Genomic DNA, 16547 nt, shown 5'->3' with positions numbered 1-16547 from the left:
TCTGCCAAGCGAGAGTTCAATGCCTTCCTGATGAATGAGTTTCGCGATCAAATGGACGGTTAAAGGACCATTGCACGAACATAGATGCTCTCATCCTTCAGGGCCGATAGCCGATACTTCGAATCCATCGCGACAAGCGCTTTGAAAGCCACTGCTCGCTCATACTCGCCACCGGTCGAAGCAACCTCCTCGACATACTTCACACCCTCGCCACCCAGCGCGCAGGCAGCGCGTACCAACAACGATACTGGATTCACGTTTATTACCCTTCGAATCTGGGAGAAGTCACTATCAAATTCGTACTGCCTTCTCCTGATTCCAAATGCGTTAATGTCCTGAAGGACATTGAAACTGATGGATAGAGAACTGGGAGGCATTTGACAGTGGATGTCTTTCCCTCCTTCGTAGAAAACAACCCTCTGCTCCTTCAGCAGCCATCGCTCGTTACCATCGGTGCTAACGCCTTCGCCGGGCAGTCCAACAACGCTGGAGTGATCGTAGTGTTTCACTACAGTTTCATAACCCGGCCCGTAATAGCCGAGGGTAAAGAAGGAGAAGTCATGGTCATGAGGGAGCTCGTAGAGGAAAATCTCCTCACCCGGCAGACCTTGAGGCGCCTCCCAGAGAACCACCCTGAGCGTGAAGTACTTTGAGCGATGCATGACAAATACTTGCGACGAGTAGTCATTCCCCTCGGGATTACAAATCAACACCTTCTGAAGAAAACTGCTAATGAAATCACGATCATCGAAGAGCCCCCGAAGAACTTCGGCGGTAGAATCCAGATCTTCATGAAAAAGTCTGTCACCCATACTTTCCAGGTATCTGATAGCATCGCCAAATCTTACTAAACCAGCCCTCTCGATATCCCAAATCAATGTCATTGATTCGCCTCACATAGCTTTAGGTTTTGAAGGCAAGCATTTTGGACATGCCTGTGCGGGTCACACTGAGAGCGCTCCCGGAGCAGCTCAAGCATGTTCCTGTATCCCATGCCGAACAAAGACCTAATAGCCTCCATTCGAACAAAGTGGAACTCATGCTCCCGGGCGATCTGGCAGAGCACTTCAATAGAGCCGTCTTGACAGAGCGCTCCCAACGCTCGACAAGCCAGCTGATCACGTGTAGCGGCGACAGACGCTGATGAAACTGCACAAGCCCGTCGCGTTTCAAGGTCAAATGTCCAGATAAGCCGCTGTGATTGGCGCATCGAAACCTGCAGGACGTAGGTTCCCTCAGCAGGAGCATCGATCAACAAACATTCAGTGTCCGGCACGATTCTTAATGTACACCCCAGATCACAAGTACTAGCGCCCAGCGAGTGAATCATCGCATCCTTCGTAAACAAATCCATATTGCTCACGCCGCTCAATGAGAATCTCGTATACGTGATCGCACCTCCTGCAAATGGCAGCAAAACAGATGAAACTGGTGAAGTGGCTACTTTTGAAATCTTTGATTGACCATTTTTTCCGGGACACAGCCAGCGCAGATGAATGACAACAAACTCATCTTCAAACACGACAACCACATGCTCATCTCCCGCTCCGCCTCGTACCGGGAGACCATCTCCGCGAGTGAAGTTCCGCAACCAGAGTGCCAACGATGCAGCCAGTCCTCCTGACTTGTAGAAATTCCTCAACCAATCATCGTACGCATCCAACCTTGAGCTTCTTATCTTTCCAACATTATCCAAAACCACCCCCGCCTGCTTAAGAGAGGGAGGGACGGCTGTCCCTCCCCTTTTGCTAAATGTCAGGAAGCCGCATAGACCCAGATCGCCGCAAGTAGCACTACTGCAGGGAGCCCTGCCTGCATATCAATACTCTGCGTGTAGCCAACTTCCTGCTCCATGCCAACAAATTCATGCTTGATGTTCATTTATTAATTACCGTGTTAGCCATCGGGTCATGGCCTAACCAAACTATTCAGACCACAGCATCCAATCCGTGACATAAATCTCACATCAAAAGAAGCGACGCCAACCTACACATATTTCAGAATATTCTTAGGTTTTACTGGGCTTTTGCCTTCATCCCCATAAACATCCATGCACATTTCGCAAGCACGAATTCAAAACTCCTCACCAGAACTGGGCAATTCCGACAATTAAGGCTGGAGTGGTAGAGGAGTCATACGGCCAACCCGATCCGGCCTTGATCTCCAATTTCAGAGAAATCAATTTTCTTCCTGCGTCCGCCAAGCACATAGCTCCGTCGCTTAAGCCGTCAGGACAGATGTTTGCGATCGCCTCAAGGCTCTGCAGTCCGGCGCAGTCCACTTTGCGATGGTGGACACAAGTAACTGTCCGCACTGGGCTCCCGATCAAACGCCGAACTCAATGGATGGCGTCACTACGACTGCCCAGAGTGACCGCCCTGCATAGGCACTCGCCAGCATTTGCCCTGGATAGCTTTGATCCAGGCAACATGAGCCTCTTTCCGAAGATTAGAGAAGAGCAAAAAAATGCCCCGCATTGAGCGGGGCATTGTCAGGACTACAGCTCGCGACTTTTCAGCTCAGCTGGCCGTGGCAGTGCTTGTACTTCTTGCCACTGCCGCACGGGCACGGATCATTGCGGCCGATCTTCGGCTCGTCGCGCTGCATCTGCGCCACCCCCTGCTGGGCAGCCTGCACCTGCGCGGCTTCCTCGTCGGCACTGTAGCCGCCCGCATCCTGGTGCTGGAACTGCGACTGGTTCAGGCGAGCCTGCGCCTGCTGGCGCTCGGCGGCCTCCAGCGCCTGCACTTCCTCGTCGCTGCGGATGCGCACGCGCGACAGCAGGGTCACCACTTCGCGCTTGACGTTCTCCAGCATGTCCGAGAACAGTTCGAAGGCTTCCTTCTTGTACTCCTGCTTCGGCTGCTTCTGCGCGTAACCACGCAGGTAGATGCCCTGGCGCAGGTAATCCATGCGGGCCAGGTGCTCCTTCCAGCTCTGGTCCAGCACGGTCAGCATCACGTGCTTCTCCAGCGCGCGCATGGTCTCTTCGCCCACGCCGGCTTCCTTCTCGGCGAAGTGCTGGTTGACGCCTTCCTGCACCTTGGCAGCGATGGCTTCGGCGTCCAGCTCTTCGTGCGACTTGACCAGGTCGGTCAGCGACATCTGCAGGCCGAAGTCCGACTCCAGGGTCCCTTCCAGGCCACGCAGGTCCCACTGCTCGTCGATCGAGTTCGGCGGCACGAAGCGGGCCACCACGTCGAAGATCACGTCGTCGCGGATGCCGTCGACGTTGTCCTTCACCGACTCGGCGTCCAGCAGCTCGTCGCGCTGGGCGTAGATCACCTTGCGCTGGTCGTTGTTGACGTCGTCAAAGTCCAGCAGGTTCTTGCGGATGTCGAAGTTGTGGGCCTCGACCTTGCGCTGCGACTTCTCGATCATTCGAGTGACCAATCGATCCTCAATGACGTCCTCTTCCTTCATGCCCATCATGCGCATCATCTTCTGCACACGCTCCCCCCCGAACACCCGGAGAAGATTGTCTTCCAATGCGAGGTAGAAGCGGGACGAACCCGGGTCACCCTGGCGGCCGGAACGGCCACGCAGCTGGTTGTCGATACGGCGCGACTCATGGCGCTCGGTGCCGACGATGTGCAGGCCGCCCGCCGCCTTCACTGCCTCGTGGCGCTTCTGCCAGTCGGCCTTGACCGCGGCCTTCTGCTCGTCGGTCGCGTCCTCGCCCAGCGCGTGGAGCTCTGCTTCCAGCGAACCGCCCAGCACGATGTCGGTACCACGGCCGGCCATGTTGGTGGCGATGGTCACCGCGCCCGGACGGCCGGCGTTGGCGACGATGGTCGCTTCGCGGTCGTGCTGCTTGGCATTGAGCACTTCGTGCTTCACACCGGCCTTGCTCAGGTGCTCGGACAGCATTTCCGAAGTTTCAATCGAGGTGGTACCGACCAGCACCGGCTGGCCGCGCTTGGCGCACTCTTCAATGTCGGCCAGCACCGCATTGAACTTGCCCTTGCGGTTGAGGAACACCTGGTCCGGGCTGTCCTTGCGGATGGTCGGGCGGTTGGTCGGGATCACCACCACTTCCAGGCCGTAGATGCTCTGGAACTCGAAGGCTTCGGTATCGGCCGTGCCGGTCATGCCGGACAGCTTCTTGTACATGCGGAACAGGTTCTGGAAGGTGATGCTCGCCAGCGTCTGGTTCTCGCGCTGGACCGGCACGCCTTCCTTCGCTTCCACCGCCTGGTGCAGGCCATCGGACCAGCGGCGGCCGGCCAGGGTACGACCGGTGAACTCGTCGACGATGACCACTTCGCCGTCGCGCACGATGTAGTCAACGTCGCGCTGGTAGATCGCGTGCGCGCGCAGGGCGGCGTTGAGATGGTGGACCACGGTCAGGTTCTGCGCCGCGTACAGGCCTTCGGTTTCGCCGTTGAGGATGCCGGCTTCAACCAGCAGCTGCTCGGCGTGCTCCATGCCCGCTTCGGACAGGTGCACCTGCTTGCCCTTCTCATCGACCCAGAAATCACCTTCGCCGTCCTCGCTCTCCTGCTTTACCAGGTGCGGCACGACGCGGTTGACACGGATGTACAGCTCCGGGGAATCGTCGGCCGGACCGGAGATGATCAGCGGGGTACGCGCTTCGTCGATCAGGATGGAGTCGACTTCGTCGACGATGGCGTAGTGCAGGCCGCGCTGGTAGCGGTCGGCCTTGGACAGCGCCATGTTGTCGCGCAGGTAGTCGAAACCGAATTCGTTGTTGGTGCCGTAGGTGATATCCGCAGCGTAGGCTTCGCGCTTGTCGCTGTGCGGCATGCCCGGATACACCACGCCCACGCTCAGGCCCAGCCAGTTGTACAGCTTGCCCATCTGCGCGGCGTCGCGGCGGGCCAGGTAGTCGTTCACGGTGACCACGTGCACGCCCTTGCCTTCCAGCGCGTTGAGGTACACCGGCAGGGTCGCCACCAGGGTCTTGCCTTCACCGGTACGCATTTCTGCGATCTTGCCCAGGTGAAGCACCATGCCGCCGATCAGCTGCACGTCGTAGTGGCGCATGCCCAGCACGCGGCGGCCGGCTTCACGGCAGACCGCGAAGGCTTCCGGCAGCACCTTGTCCAGGGCTTCACCACCGGCAATGCGCTGCTTGAACTCCGGCGTCTTGGCCTGAAGCTGCTCGTCGGAAAGCTTCTCGATCTCCGGCTCCAGCGCATTGATCTTGGCGACGATGCGGTTGAGCTGGCGCAGCTGTCGTTCGTTACGACTGCCAAATACGCGGGTAAGCAGGCTGTTGATCATTGAAGGAACCGGGTTGGATGGACACGACGCCCGGCCTCCCCCTGGGGATCCGTCCGCCGCAAACGAAACAGGGCGCCTGGCGCCCTGTCGATGGCAACACCCATTGTAGCTTGGGACGGGCGGCTGAGGTTTCAACCCCGAGGGGGTAGTGCCGGCCGCTGGCCGGTGATCCGCGATGCTGCCGAAGATCATGAGGTTGCCGGCCAGCGGCCGGCACTACCAGGTCAACCGCATCGGGTCAGAGCCCTCCCGCGGCGCGGAAGGGATCCGACCCGGGATCAGCCGCGGCTGACGCGGCCGACCGGCGTGTTGCCGCCGTCGCCGAGGAATTTGCGCGGGTTGACCACGTTGCCGTTCTCCCACACCTCGAAGTGCACGTGGGCGCCGGTCGAACGACCGGTGGAACCGGCCTTGGCCACTTCCTGGCCGGCACGGACCAGGTCGCCGGCCTTCACCACCAGGCGGGAATTGTGCGCGTAGCGGGTGACGTAGCCATTTCCGTGGTCGACGTCGACCACGTTGCCGTAGCCCCCCTTCACGCCGGCGAAGCTGACCACGCCTTCGGCCACGGCCATCACCGGGTCACCGACCTTGGCGTGGAAGTCCATGCCCTTGTGGGTGGCGGCGCCTCGGCCGAACGGGTCGGCACGGGTGCCGAAGCCGGAGGTCACGTAGCTGTTGCGGATCGGCATGCGCGAAGGCACGGCGTTCTGCTGCAGCTGGTGGTCGAACATCAGCGACTCCATCACCGACAACTGGCGGCCTGAAGCAGCGAAGCGCTGCTCCAGCACCTGTAAGTCGGCGTTGACGTCCTTGACCGGGATGTCGCTGGTCGGACCGCCTGCGTCACCGTCACCGAGACCGGGGGTCTCGTTGAAGTCGAACTCGCCATCCTCCAGCTTGCCCATCTGGGTCAGCCGTTCGCCGAGCGCGTTGAGGCGGGTGGCCTGGGCCTGCAGCTCGCCGAGACGGGCCGCCAGCGCGTTGACCTGGGTCTGCGCATCGCGCTTGACCTTGGCCAGCTCCGCATCCTGGCGCTCGACCTTGGCCTGCAGCCGGGAATCATTCAGCGCGCTGACGCCAATGCCGCCAGCAAGGCCGATAATGCAGCCTACCCCGAGCACGCTGCCCAGCAGGGCGCGGGGGCGGTCCTCGAAATAGAACCGCAAACGCGTGATCGGCGACGATTTGGCCTGTCCTTCACGCGTTTTGATTACGATCTTTTTGAATGCCATCAGTGAGTTTTCATGTCTGAGCCGAAATCCAGCGTTCGCCCCGCGTCGGCACCGAAACCGGCGCTGGATGCGGTAATGGCGGACAAAAGCGGGAACCCGCTGCGGCGTGCCCTGTGGCTCGACGCGCTGGACCGACAGTTGCGCCCCCAGTTGCCGCCACCTCTGCGCAGCCGCTGCCGGCTGGCCAATGTGGACGGGGAACACCTCGTTTTTCTCGTCGAATCCCCGGTCTGGCATGCCAAGTTGCGGCTTGCCGAAGCCCAGTTGCTCGACGCGGCCCGTTCCATCGGGCTGAAGGCCACCAAGGTGACCATCAAGACTGCGTCTCCCACTCCCACGCGCTCCCCAGCGCTCGACAACCGGAATGGACCCCACGCAGTTTCAGCCGCCACGCACAAAGGGCTACGCGACGCCTTGGCTTGCCTGCAGGACGTTCCTTCCAAACCGAAGAAACGGTCATGATGGCAACGGAGCATCCGGCTCCGCTCCCCGTCGCGCGTGTCACCACGGCGTGAAACATTTCGGGGGCCGGGTCGCATCCTAGCGGCCATCCAGGGGCCTGTCGTTAGATTGTTGTTAAAACGGCGTTAAATTCAGGCTTCGGATCCAACAGGTTCACAAAACCGTGACCTCGAACCGGCCTTGATGCCTTTTCAAGCACACTGAATGCGTCGTCTTCGCCGGAAACAACAACGCCGCCTTGGGTGGCGGCGTTTTTATCTTTAAATTCAACGGCCTACGGAATTAGGCATAGGCCGGAGTGGCGTATTCGACCGGACCCGGGGTGGCAGGCGAGTCGAAGCTGACCCATTCCCAGGCAGTGGCGTCGGCCATCAGCGCCCGCACCAGCTTGTTGTTGAGCGCGTGGCCGGATTTGAAGCCTTCGTAAGCGCCCAGCACCTGGCCACCGGCCAGGTAGAGGTCGCCGATCGCATCGAGGATCTTGTGGCGCACGAATTCGTCGGCGTAGCGCAGGCCGTCTTCGTTGAGCACGCGGAACTCGTCCAGCACGATGGCGTTGTCCATCGAACCGCCCAGGCCCAGGTTGCGCTCGCGCATGTATTCCAGGTCGCGCATGAAACCGAAGGTGCGCGCGCGGGAGATTTCCTTGGTGTAGGCCAGCGTCGAGAACTCGATTTCCTGGCGCGACTGCTTGGCCGGGATCATCGGGTGGTCGAACTGGATGGTGAAGCCCAGCTTGTAACCCTCGTACGGGGTGAAGCGGGCCACCTTGTCGCCCTCGGTCACTTCCACGGTCTTCAGCACGCGGATGAAGCGCTTGGGCGCATCCTGTTCCACGATGCCTGCCGACTGCAGCAGGAACACGAACGGGCCGGCCGAACCGTCCATGATCGGCAGCTCGGCCGAGGACAGTTCGACGATGATGTTGTCCACACCCAGGCCAGCCAGCGCCGACATCAGGTGTTCGACGGTCTGGATCTTGGCGTCGTTGCAGGTCAGGCCGGTGCACAGGGTCACTTCGGTGACCAGCTCGGCCTTGGCCGGCACTTCCACCACCGGGTCCAGGTCCACGCGGCGGAACACGATGCCATGGTTGACCGGTGCCGGGCGCAGGGTCATGTAGACCTTGTCGCCGCTGTGCAGGCCAACGCCGGTGGCGCGGATCGTGTTCTTGAGGGTGCGTTGCTGGATCATGGGGGATGGACCGGAAGTGACACATTAGATTAACACGCACGCTCCCCTACCCCGGCTGAAACGCCGGCAGGACGCGCGTGAAGCAGGGCGGCCGGGCCCATCCTGGCCCGGCGCCCGCGTTTTCAGGACATGGTGGCGCTACCCGGGGAGGACAACCCCGGGCCGCCCCGCTCAGTCCGCCTGGCGGCGCAGGAACGCCGGGATGTCCAGGTAGTCGTTCGGCAGTTCCGCCGCAGCCGGGGCCGAGGAGGACGGCGCCGACGGGGCCGAAGCGGCCGCGGTATCGCTGCTGGCGCGACGCAGGCCCAGGCCCATGCCGCCGACGGCCTTGGACACGGCGTCGCCACCGTTGTCGAAGTCGCCGAACTCCGGCTGGCCGGTCGTGGCATTGCGGACCAGCTTGATCGGCGCACGCTCGCCCGGACGCTGGGTCTTGCTGGCCGAAACGCGGTTCAGGCCGGTAGCGACCACGGTCACGCGCACTTCGTCCTGCATGTCCGGATCCAGCACGGTACCGACCACCACGGTGGCGTCTTCGGAAGCGAAGCCATCGATGGTGCGGCCGATCTCGTCGAACTCGGCCATGGTGAAGTCGGCGCCGGCGGTGATGTTGACCAGGATGCCGTTGGCACCGGCCAGGTTCACATCGTCCAGCAGCGGGTTCTGGATGGCGGCTTCGGCGGCGGCCTGGGCGCGGTCATCGCCACGGGCGGTGCCGGTGCCCATCATCGCCAGGCCCATTTCGGACATGACGGTACGCACGTCGGCGAAGTCGACGTTGATCAGGCCCGGACGCACGATCAGGTCGGCGATGCCCTGCACGGCGCCCTGCAGCACGTCGTTGGCGGCGCGGAAGGCCTGGATCATGGTCGCGTTGCGACCCAGCACGGTGATCAGCTTCTCGTTCGGGATGGTGATCAGCGAGTCGCAGTGCTGGCTCAGTTCCTCGATGCCCTTCAGCGCCACCTGCATGCGGCGACGGCCTTCGAACGGGAACGGCTTGGTGACAACGGCCACGGTCAGGATGCCCATTTCCTTGGCCAGCTGTGCCACCACCGGCGCAGCGCCGGTGCCGGTGCCGCCGCCCATGCCGGCGGTGATGAACACCATGTCCGCGCCCTGCAGCGCGTCCATGATGCGCTCACGGTCTTCCAGCGCGGCCTGGCGGCCGACTTCCGGGTTCGCGCCTGCGCCCAGGCCCTTGGTCACGTTGGTACCCAGCTGCAGCTGCAGCTTGGCACCACAATTCTTGATGGCCTGCGAGTCGGTGTTGGCGGTGATGAATTCCACGCCGTCCACCGCCGAGTTGACCATGTGCGCCACGGCATTGCCGCCGCCGCCGCCCACGCCAACCACCTTGATCACCGCATTGGGTGCCATCTTTTCGATCAGTTCAAAATGCGCCATGTCCGTGTCCTCGTTGTATCCGCTTGTCGGTGGCATGGACGGTCGGGCCTCCTGCCTTCGCGTGTCATGTTGCCGTTGCGGCTGTGTGGGTTGTGTATTGCGTTGTTGCGTTGTTGCGTTGTGATGCGGGTACTGCGGGTGTTGCGCCGGGCCGGGCCCGGAGTTGCGGGTTCCGCGTCAGAACTCGCCGCGGAACCAGGTCTTGAGTTTCTTGAACATGCTTCCAGCGCGCCCGGTCGGCAGCGATGGCCGCCGCGGGTGCTCGATCTGGCTGCCCATCAGCAGCAGGCCCACGCCGGTGGCGTGCACCGGGTTGCCGACCACTTCGCCCAGGCCGGTGACGTGCTGCGGGATGCCCACGCGCACCGGCATCTGCAGCATTTCCTCGGCCAGTTCGACCACGCCCTCCATCTTCGAGGCGCCACCGGTCAGCACCATGCCGGCGCGCACCAGTTCCTCGAAGCCGGAGCGGCGCAGTTCGGCCTGCACCATCTCGAAGATCTCCTCGTAGCGGCCCTGCACCGCCTGCGCCAGCGAATGGCGCGGCATGCGGCGCGGTGGACGGTCGCCCACCGACGGCACCTGGATGCTTTCCTCGGCGGTGGCCAGCTGGGCCAGGGCGCAGGCGTAGCGCACCTTGATCTGCTCGGCTTCCGGGGTGGGCGTGCGCAGCATGTGCGCGATATCGTTGGTGACGTGGTCGCCGGCAATCGGCAGCGAGGCCGTGTGGCAGATCGCGCCCTGCACGAACACCGCGATGTCGGTGGTGCCGGCGCCCATGTCGACCAGCACCACGCCCAGCTCGCGTTCGTCAGCGGTCAGCACCGCCACGCTGGAGGCCAGCGAGGACAGCACCAGGTCGTCCACCTGCAGGCCACAGCGCTGCACGCACTTGCTGATGTTGGCTGCGGCCGACTGCGCGCACACCACCAGGTGCGCATGCACCTCCAGGCGCACGCCGGTCATGCCGACCGGGTTGCGGATGCCTTCCTGCGAATCGTCCAGCACGTACTCGCGCGGGATCGCGTGCAGGATCTTCTGGTCGGCCGGAATCGCCACCGCCTTGGCCGCATCGAGCACGCGATCCAGGTCGCCCCAGGTCACTTCCCCGTCGCGGATCGGCACGATGCCGGGCGAGTTCTTGCACTGCACGTGGTTGCCGGAGATCGAGGCGTACACCGAGCGGATCTCGCAGCCGGCCATCAGCTCGGCTTCTTCCACCGCGCGCTGGATCGACTGCACGGTCGATTCGATGTCCACCACCACGCCGCGCTTCAACCCGCGCGATTCGTGCGAGCCGATGCCGATCACTTCGATCGGGTTGCCCGGCGAATACTCGCCCACCAGCGCCACCACCTTGGAGGTGCCGATGTCCAGGCCAACGATCAGCGATTTGTCACCCTTGCGATTCATGTCCTTTCCTGCGTCCTGCTGGCTGGGGTCGCCGGCGTTTTCGCCTGCGTGGCCGGGGTACCCCAGCTCAGCGTGAAACCATTGGTGTAGCGGAGGTCGGCGCGCTCGATCGGCGCGTCCTGGCGGTTGAGCTGTGGCAGTACCTTGACGAAGCGCTGCAGGCGCGAGCGCGCATCGTCACGGCCGACCACCACTTCGGTGCCGTTGCTCAGCACCAGCGACCAGCTGCCGCGTGCATCCATCGTTACCCGGCGCACATCGACGCCGGCCGGTGCGAACAATGCACGCGAGTCGCTGTACAGCTTCATCACTTCTTCGGTCTGGCTGTCCGGGCCGTCCAGTTCGGGCAACGCCAGGTCGGCCAGCTTCTTCGGCGTGGGGAACAACTTGCCCTGCTCGGAAACCAGGCGGTCGTTGCCCCAGCGCGCGAACGGCTTGTGCTCGACCAGGGTCACTTCCAGCACGTCCGGCCACTGCTTGCGCACCCGCGCGCTTTCCACCCACGGCAGTTTTTCCAGTGCGTCCTGCGCGTCCTGCAGCTTGACCGCGAAGAAGCCGGCGCGCGCATACGGCAGCAGCACCTGCTGCAGCTGCTCGGCCGGTACCCGCTTGAACTCGCCATGCACGCGCAGCTTCGCCAGCGGCCAGCGCTCGGCGCCGACCCAGCCATTGACCACGGCCACCACCGGCAGTGCAACCACCGACAGCGCCAACAGCCAGACGAAGATGCGCAGCACCGCGTTCATGCGTGCGAAGCCTCCAGGGTCTGTTCCAGCACGCGCCACACCAGTTCCTCGAAACCGATGCCGGCCTGGCGGGCCGCCTTGGGTACCAGCGAATGGCTGGTCATGCCCGGCGCGGTGTTCACTTCCAGCAGGAAGAAGCGGCCGCTGCTGCGGTCGCGCATCACGTCCACGCGGCCCCAACCACGGCAACCGGCCGCGCGGAACGCGGCCAGCGCGATGCGGCGGATTTCCGCTTCGTCGCCACCCTCCAGGCCCGGGCAGAGGTACTGGGTGTCCTCGGCGATGTACTTGGCGTTGTAGTCGTACCACTGGCCCTTGGGCACGATGCGGATCGACGGCAGGGCAACGTCGCCGAGGATGGCCACGGTCAGCTCATCGCCCACCACCATCTGCTCCATCAGCAACTGGCCGTCGTAGCGCGCGGCCAGGGTCACGGCCTCGTCCAGGCCAGCCTCGTCGGTGACCCGGCTGATGCCCACGCTGGAGCCTTCGTTGGCCGGCTTGACCACCACCGGCAGGCCCAGCTCGGCCGCCAGTGCATGCACGTTCGATGCGTCGACCTTGCGGTATTGCGGGGTCGGCAGGCCCAGCGACAACCACACCTGCTTGGTACGGATCTTGTCCATGCTCAGCGCAGAGCCCAGCACGTCCGAGCCGGTGTACGGCACGCCGAAGGCGTCCATCAGGCCCTGCACGATGCCGTCCTCACCACCACCGTTGTGGCCGTGCAGGATGTTGAACACACGGTCGATGCCGCCGGCAGCCAGCGCCTTGGCCAGCGCCGGAATGCCGTCCACCGCGAACGCATCGACACCGCGCGACTGCAGTGCTTCCAGTACGTTGCGGCCGGAATCCAGCGACACCTCGCGTTCGCTGGAAGTGCCACCGAGCAGCACGGCGACGCGACCGAACACAGCCGGGTCGGTCACGCGCAGCGGCGGGAAGGTCAGCGTGCTCACGCCTCGCCCTCCCCCTTGAAGCCTTCCACCGCGATGTGGGTGGCCACGGCGCCAATATCGCCCGCCCCCATCATCAGCAGCAGGTCACCGTCCTGCAGCACGTCCGGCAGCACGCTGGCCAGTTCGGCAGCCTTGCCCACCACCACCGGCTCGCTGCGACCGCGGGCGCGGATGGCGCGGGCCAGCGCATGCGAGTCGGCACCGGCAATCGGTTCCTCACCGGCCGGGTAGACCTCGCTCAGTACCAGTGCGTCGACGCTGGACAGCACCGCAGCGAACTTGTCGAACTGGTCACGGGTGCGGCTGTAGCGGTGCGGCTGGAAGGCCACCACCAGGCGCTTGTCAGCCCAGCCACCGCGGGCCGCGGCGAACACGGCCTCCAGCTCGCTCGGGTGATGGCCGTAGTCATCGATGATACGGACCTTGGCACCACTGGCGGTGGTCACTTCGCCCAGATCGTTGAAGCGACGGCCGACACCGGCGAAGCTCTCCAACGCGCGCGCGATGGCATCCGGCGCCACGCCCAGCTGCCAGCCCACTGCGGCGGCGGCCAGCGCGTTGAGCACGTTGTGCCTGCCCGGCAGCGCCAGCACCACTTCCTGGCTGGTGCCCTGCGGCAGGCGCAGGGTGAAGCGCATGCGCGGCCCTTCCTGCACCACGTTCTCGGCGCGCACGTCGGCCTGCGGGCTCATGCCGTAGCTCATCACGTGACGCGGGGTTTTGGCGGCCAGCGCGGCCACTTCCGGGTCATCAATGCACAGCACGGCCAGGCCGTAGAACGGCAGGCGCTGCAGGAATTCGGCGAACGCCGCCTGCACGCGGGCAAAGTCGTTGCCGTAGTTTTCCAGATGGTCGGCATCAATGTTGGTGATGATCGACATCAGCGGGTTCAGGCGCAGGAAGCTGCCATCGCTTTCGTCGGCCTCGGCCACCAGCCACTGGCCTCCGCCCAGCTTGGCGTTGGCACCGGCCGCCAGCAGCTGGCCACCGATCACGAACGTCGGGTCCAGGCCACCTTCGCTCAGCACCGCCGCAGTCAGGCTGGTGGTGGTGGTCTTGCCATGGGTACCGGCCACGGCGATGCCGCGGCGGAAGCGCATCAGCTCGGCCAGCATCGCCGCACGCGGCATGATCGGAATGCGCTGGCTGCGCGCTTCCATCAGTTCCGGGTTGTCTTCGCGGATGGCACTGGAGACCACCACGCAGTCGGTGCCCAGTACGTTGGCTGCCGAGTGGCCGCGCATGATGCGCGCACCCAGGCTGGCCAGGCGGCGGGTCGCCACGTTGTCGGCATTGTCCGAGCCGGACACCTCATAGCCCAGCGTCAGCATCACTTCGGCGATACCGCTCATGCCGGTGCCGCCGATGCCGACGAAATGCACGCGCGGGAACGCGCGCACCAGGTCGTTGGTGTCGTGCAGGCGACGGATCATGCGCGGCCTCGCGCAGGGCAGGCGCGGTGGCATGCCTTCTTCATACAGCTTCCTCAAGAATGATATCGGCGATGCGCTCGGCGGCATCGACCTTGGCCAGGGCACGCGCGGCTTGCGCCATCTGCATGCGGCGGGCGGGATTTTCGGACAGATCGCGCAGCAGTGCGGCAATGCCGTCGGCCAGCGTTCCGTCCTGCTTCAGCAAAACCGCAGCACCGCGCTCGACCAGATACTCCGCATTGCGGGTCTGGTGATCGTCGACGGCAGCGGGGAATGGCACCAGCACACTGCCGACACCGACCGCGCACAGCTCGGCCAGCGTCGAAGCGCCCGCGCGGCACACCACCAGGTCGGCCCAGGCGAAGGCCTCGGCCATGTCGGCGATGAACGGCGTGATGTCGGCCAGCACGCCGGCCTTTGCATACGCCTCCACCGCTTCGGCGTGCATTTTCTCGCCACTCTGGTGGCGCACCTGTACCGGAATGCCGGGGCCGAGTGCGGCGATCGCCTGCGGCACGCCGGTGTTCAGTGCACGCGCGCCCTGGCTGCCGCCAACCACCAGCACGCGCAGCGGTCCGTGGCGGTCGGCGAAGCGCTGTTCCGGCGGTGCGGTGGCGGCGATCTCTGCGCGCACCGGATTGCCGACGAACTCCTCACGCTCGGCGAAGGTACCCGGGAAGCCGGTGAGGAGGCGGCGCGCATAGCGCGACAGGATGCGGTTGGTCATGCCGGGCGCGCGATTCTGTTCGTGCACCAGCAGCGGGAGGCCGTGCAGGCGGGTGGCCATGCCACCGGGGCCGGAGGCAAAGCCACCGAAGGCGACCACCGCGCGCGGCTGGCGCTTGCGGATGATCATGCCGGCAGCGCGCAGCGCGCGCATCAGCCGCCACGGCGCGCCCAGCAGGGCCAGCTTGCCCTTGCCGCGCAGGCCGGTGATGGCCAGCGTGTCGATTGGAATGCCGTGCTGCGGCACCAGTCGCGTTTCCATCGCGCCGTCGGCGCCCATCCAGGTCACCGGCACGCCGCGCTCGCGCAGCACGCGGGCCACAGCCAGGCCGGGAAAGATGTGACCGCCGGTGCCACCGGCCAGGATCATCACCGGGCGCACGCTATCGGTGGCCGCGCTCATGACAGCCTCCCGAAGGTCGGTTCGATACGCGACTGAAGGCGGCTGGTGCCGCGCGCGGCGTTTGCTGGAGCTGGAGCTGCGGCCGTCGCCCCGGCGCTGATCGGCGCGCTGGCGGCCACCTGCACGGCTGGCTCGCCCACCGGCTCAGCAGCTGCGTCTTCGGCACCACCGATACGCACGGCCTGGCGGCGCTCGGCACGCTTGAGTTCATAGGACACGCGCAGCAACAGGCCCATCGCAACGCAGGTCATCAGCATCGACGAACCGCCGGAGGAAATCAGCGGCAGAGTCAGTCCCTTGGTCGGCAGGATGCCCAGGTTCACGCCGATCGAGACGAAGGTCTGCATGCTGATCCACAGGCCGATGCCGAAGGCGATGTAGCCAGAGAAGTGGCGCTTCATTTCCACGCAGCGCATGCCCAGCCAGAAGGTCCGGCCGACCAGCAGCGCGTACAGGGCCACGATCACGCAGGTGCCCAGGAAGCCGAATTCCTCGGCGGTGACCGAGAAGATGAAGTCGGTATGCGCTTCGGGCAGGTAGTACAGCTTCTGCACCGAGTTGCCCAGGCCGACGCCGGTCCACTCGCCACGGCCCACCGCCATCAGCGCGTTGGACAGCTGGTAGCCGTCGCCCTGCTGGTCGGCCCACGGGTCCAGGAAGGAGGTGATGCGGCGCATGCGGTACGGCTCGATGATCGCCAGGGCGCTCATGCCGACCAGGCCGATGATCACCGGCATCGACATGCGCGGCATGTTCACCCCGCCCAACACCAGCATGCCGGCGGTGATCGCCAGCAGCAGGGTGGACGAGCCGAAGTCCGGCTGCAGCAGCAACAGCACCACCAGCGCACCGGCCACGCCCAGCGGCTTGAGCATCGCCGGCCAGGTCGCGTTGACCTCGTCGCGGAAGCGCACCAGGTAGCTGGACAGCCAGACGATGTAGAGCACTTTCACCGCCTCGACCGTCTGGAACTTGGAGATGCCCAGGTTGATCCAGCGGCGCGCACCGTTGACCGTGCTGCCCAGGCCCGGCGCGAACACCGCCAGCAGCAGCACGAAGCAGCCCAGCAGCAGCATCTGGTTGTACTGCTCGATGGACTTCAGCTCGGTACGGGCGGCAAGCACCGCCAGCACGATACCCACCGCCAGGAAGATCAGGTGGCGGTTGAGGTAGTAGAACGGGCTGCTCATCAGCGCGATCGAGCTGGACGCCACCATCACCACGCCAATGCCGGTGAGCGCGATGATCGCGCCCAGCAGCCACTTGTCGTAGCTGCCTTCGATGGCTTCAAGGCGTGTTGCCTGGCGGGACAGGTCGTTCAT

Annotated in this window: 14 protein-coding genes; 1 reads left to right on the top strand and 13 read right to left on the bottom strand. The window is 64.2% G+C overall.

What is annotated here, in order from left to right:
- Positions 1-59: 59 nt before the first annotated feature.
- The 5 genes from ACTXG9_RS14375 to ACTXG9_RS14355 form a co-directional block, all read right to left on the bottom strand.
- Positions 60-884: a hypothetical protein gene (locus ACTXG9_RS14375; RefSeq protein ID WP_262257629.1), complete on the bottom strand. Its 825-nt coding sequence runs from the start codon at positions 882-884 to the stop codon at positions 60-62.
- A complete protein-coding gene (locus tag ACTXG9_RS14370; RefSeq protein ID WP_262257627.1) occupies positions 881-1522 on the bottom strand; it encodes a HEAT repeat domain-containing protein in 642 nt (213 codons plus the stop codon). The genes ACTXG9_RS14375 and ACTXG9_RS14370 overlap by 4 nt, the downstream gene beginning before the upstream one ends.
- Positions 1523-1755: 233 nt before the next feature.
- Positions 1756-1881 (bottom strand): hypothetical protein, encoded by a 126-nt coding sequence (locus tag ACTXG9_RS14365; protein ID WP_258390945.1) that lies wholly within the window; start codon positions 1879-1881, stop codon positions 1756-1758.
- Between the two features lie 633 nt (positions 1882-2514).
- A complete protein-coding gene (secA, locus tag ACTXG9_RS14360; protein ID WP_456115511.1) occupies positions 2515-5247 on the bottom strand; it encodes a preprotein translocase subunit SecA in 2733 nt (910 codons plus the stop codon).
- Positions 5248-5525: 278 nt separating this feature from the next.
- The gene (locus tag ACTXG9_RS14355) at positions 5526-6482 is read right to left on the bottom strand and encodes a M23 family metallopeptidase (protein ID WP_019661077.1); all 957 of its coding nucleotides are present in this window, start codon (positions 6480-6482) and stop codon (positions 5526-5528) included.
- Between the two features lie 12 nt (positions 6483-6494).
- Between ACTXG9_RS14355 and ACTXG9_RS14350 the strand changes: the two genes are divergently transcribed.
- The gene (locus tag ACTXG9_RS14350; RefSeq protein ID WP_026347140.1) at positions 6495-6944 is read left to right on the top strand and encodes a DUF721 domain-containing protein; all 450 of its coding nucleotides are present in this window, start codon (positions 6495-6497) and stop codon (positions 6942-6944) included.
- A 282-nt stretch (positions 6945-7226) separates the two neighbouring features.
- On the opposite strand, the gene lpxC is transcribed toward ACTXG9_RS14350, so the two are convergent.
- From lpxC to ftsW, 8 genes are all read right to left on the bottom strand, one after another.
- On the bottom strand, positions 7227-8138 hold the full coding sequence (gene lpxC / locus ACTXG9_RS14345) for a UDP-3-O-acyl-N-acetylglucosamine deacetylase (RefSeq protein WP_019661076.1): 912 nt from the start codon (positions 8136-8138) through the stop codon (positions 7227-7229).
- Between the two features lie 171 nt (positions 8139-8309).
- Positions 8310-9545: a cell division protein FtsZ gene (gene ftsZ, locus ACTXG9_RS14340; RefSeq protein ID WP_058980418.1), complete on the bottom strand. Its 1236-nt coding sequence runs from the start codon at positions 9543-9545 to the stop codon at positions 8310-8312.
- 177 nt (positions 9546-9722) lie between these two features.
- On the bottom strand, positions 9723-10958 hold the full coding sequence (ftsA, locus tag ACTXG9_RS14335) for a cell division protein FtsA (RefSeq protein WP_005408083.1): 1236 nt from the start codon (positions 10956-10958) through the stop codon (positions 9723-9725).
- Positions 10955-11704, bottom strand: coding sequence for a cell division protein FtsQ/DivIB (locus ACTXG9_RS14330; RefSeq protein WP_456115510.1), 750 nt, complete (start codon positions 11702-11704; stop codon positions 10955-10957). The genes ftsA and ACTXG9_RS14330 overlap by 4 nt, the downstream gene beginning before the upstream one ends.
- Positions 11701-12663, bottom strand: coding sequence for a D-alanine--D-alanine ligase (locus ACTXG9_RS14325; RefSeq protein ID WP_021203431.1), 963 nt, complete (start codon positions 12661-12663; stop codon positions 11701-11703). Before ACTXG9_RS14325 ends, ACTXG9_RS14330 begins: the two co-directional genes overlap by 4 nt.
- Complete coding sequence (gene murC / locus ACTXG9_RS14320; protein ID WP_019661073.1) at positions 12660-14096, bottom strand: UDP-N-acetylmuramate--L-alanine ligase; 1437 nt, start codon at positions 14094-14096, stop codon at positions 12660-12662. The genes ACTXG9_RS14325 and murC overlap by 4 nt, the downstream gene beginning before the upstream one ends.
- 40 nt (positions 14097-14136) lie before the next feature.
- The gene (gene murG, locus ACTXG9_RS14315) at positions 14137-15225 is read right to left on the bottom strand and encodes an undecaprenyldiphospho-muramoylpentapeptide beta-N-acetylglucosaminyltransferase (RefSeq protein WP_111098015.1); all 1089 of its coding nucleotides are present in this window, start codon (positions 15223-15225) and stop codon (positions 14137-14139) included.
- Positions 15222-16547 (bottom strand): putative lipid II flippase FtsW, encoded by a 1326-nt coding sequence (ftsW, locus tag ACTXG9_RS14310; protein ID WP_456115509.1) that lies wholly within the window; start codon positions 16545-16547, stop codon positions 15222-15224. The genes murG and ftsW overlap by 4 nt, the downstream gene beginning before the upstream one ends.

This window comes from Stenotrophomonas maltophilia group sp. LNF247 (assembly GCF_054083135.1).
The sequence above is the reverse complement of the archived record's forward strand: the minus strand, read 5'-3'. Positions and strand labels throughout refer to the sequence as shown.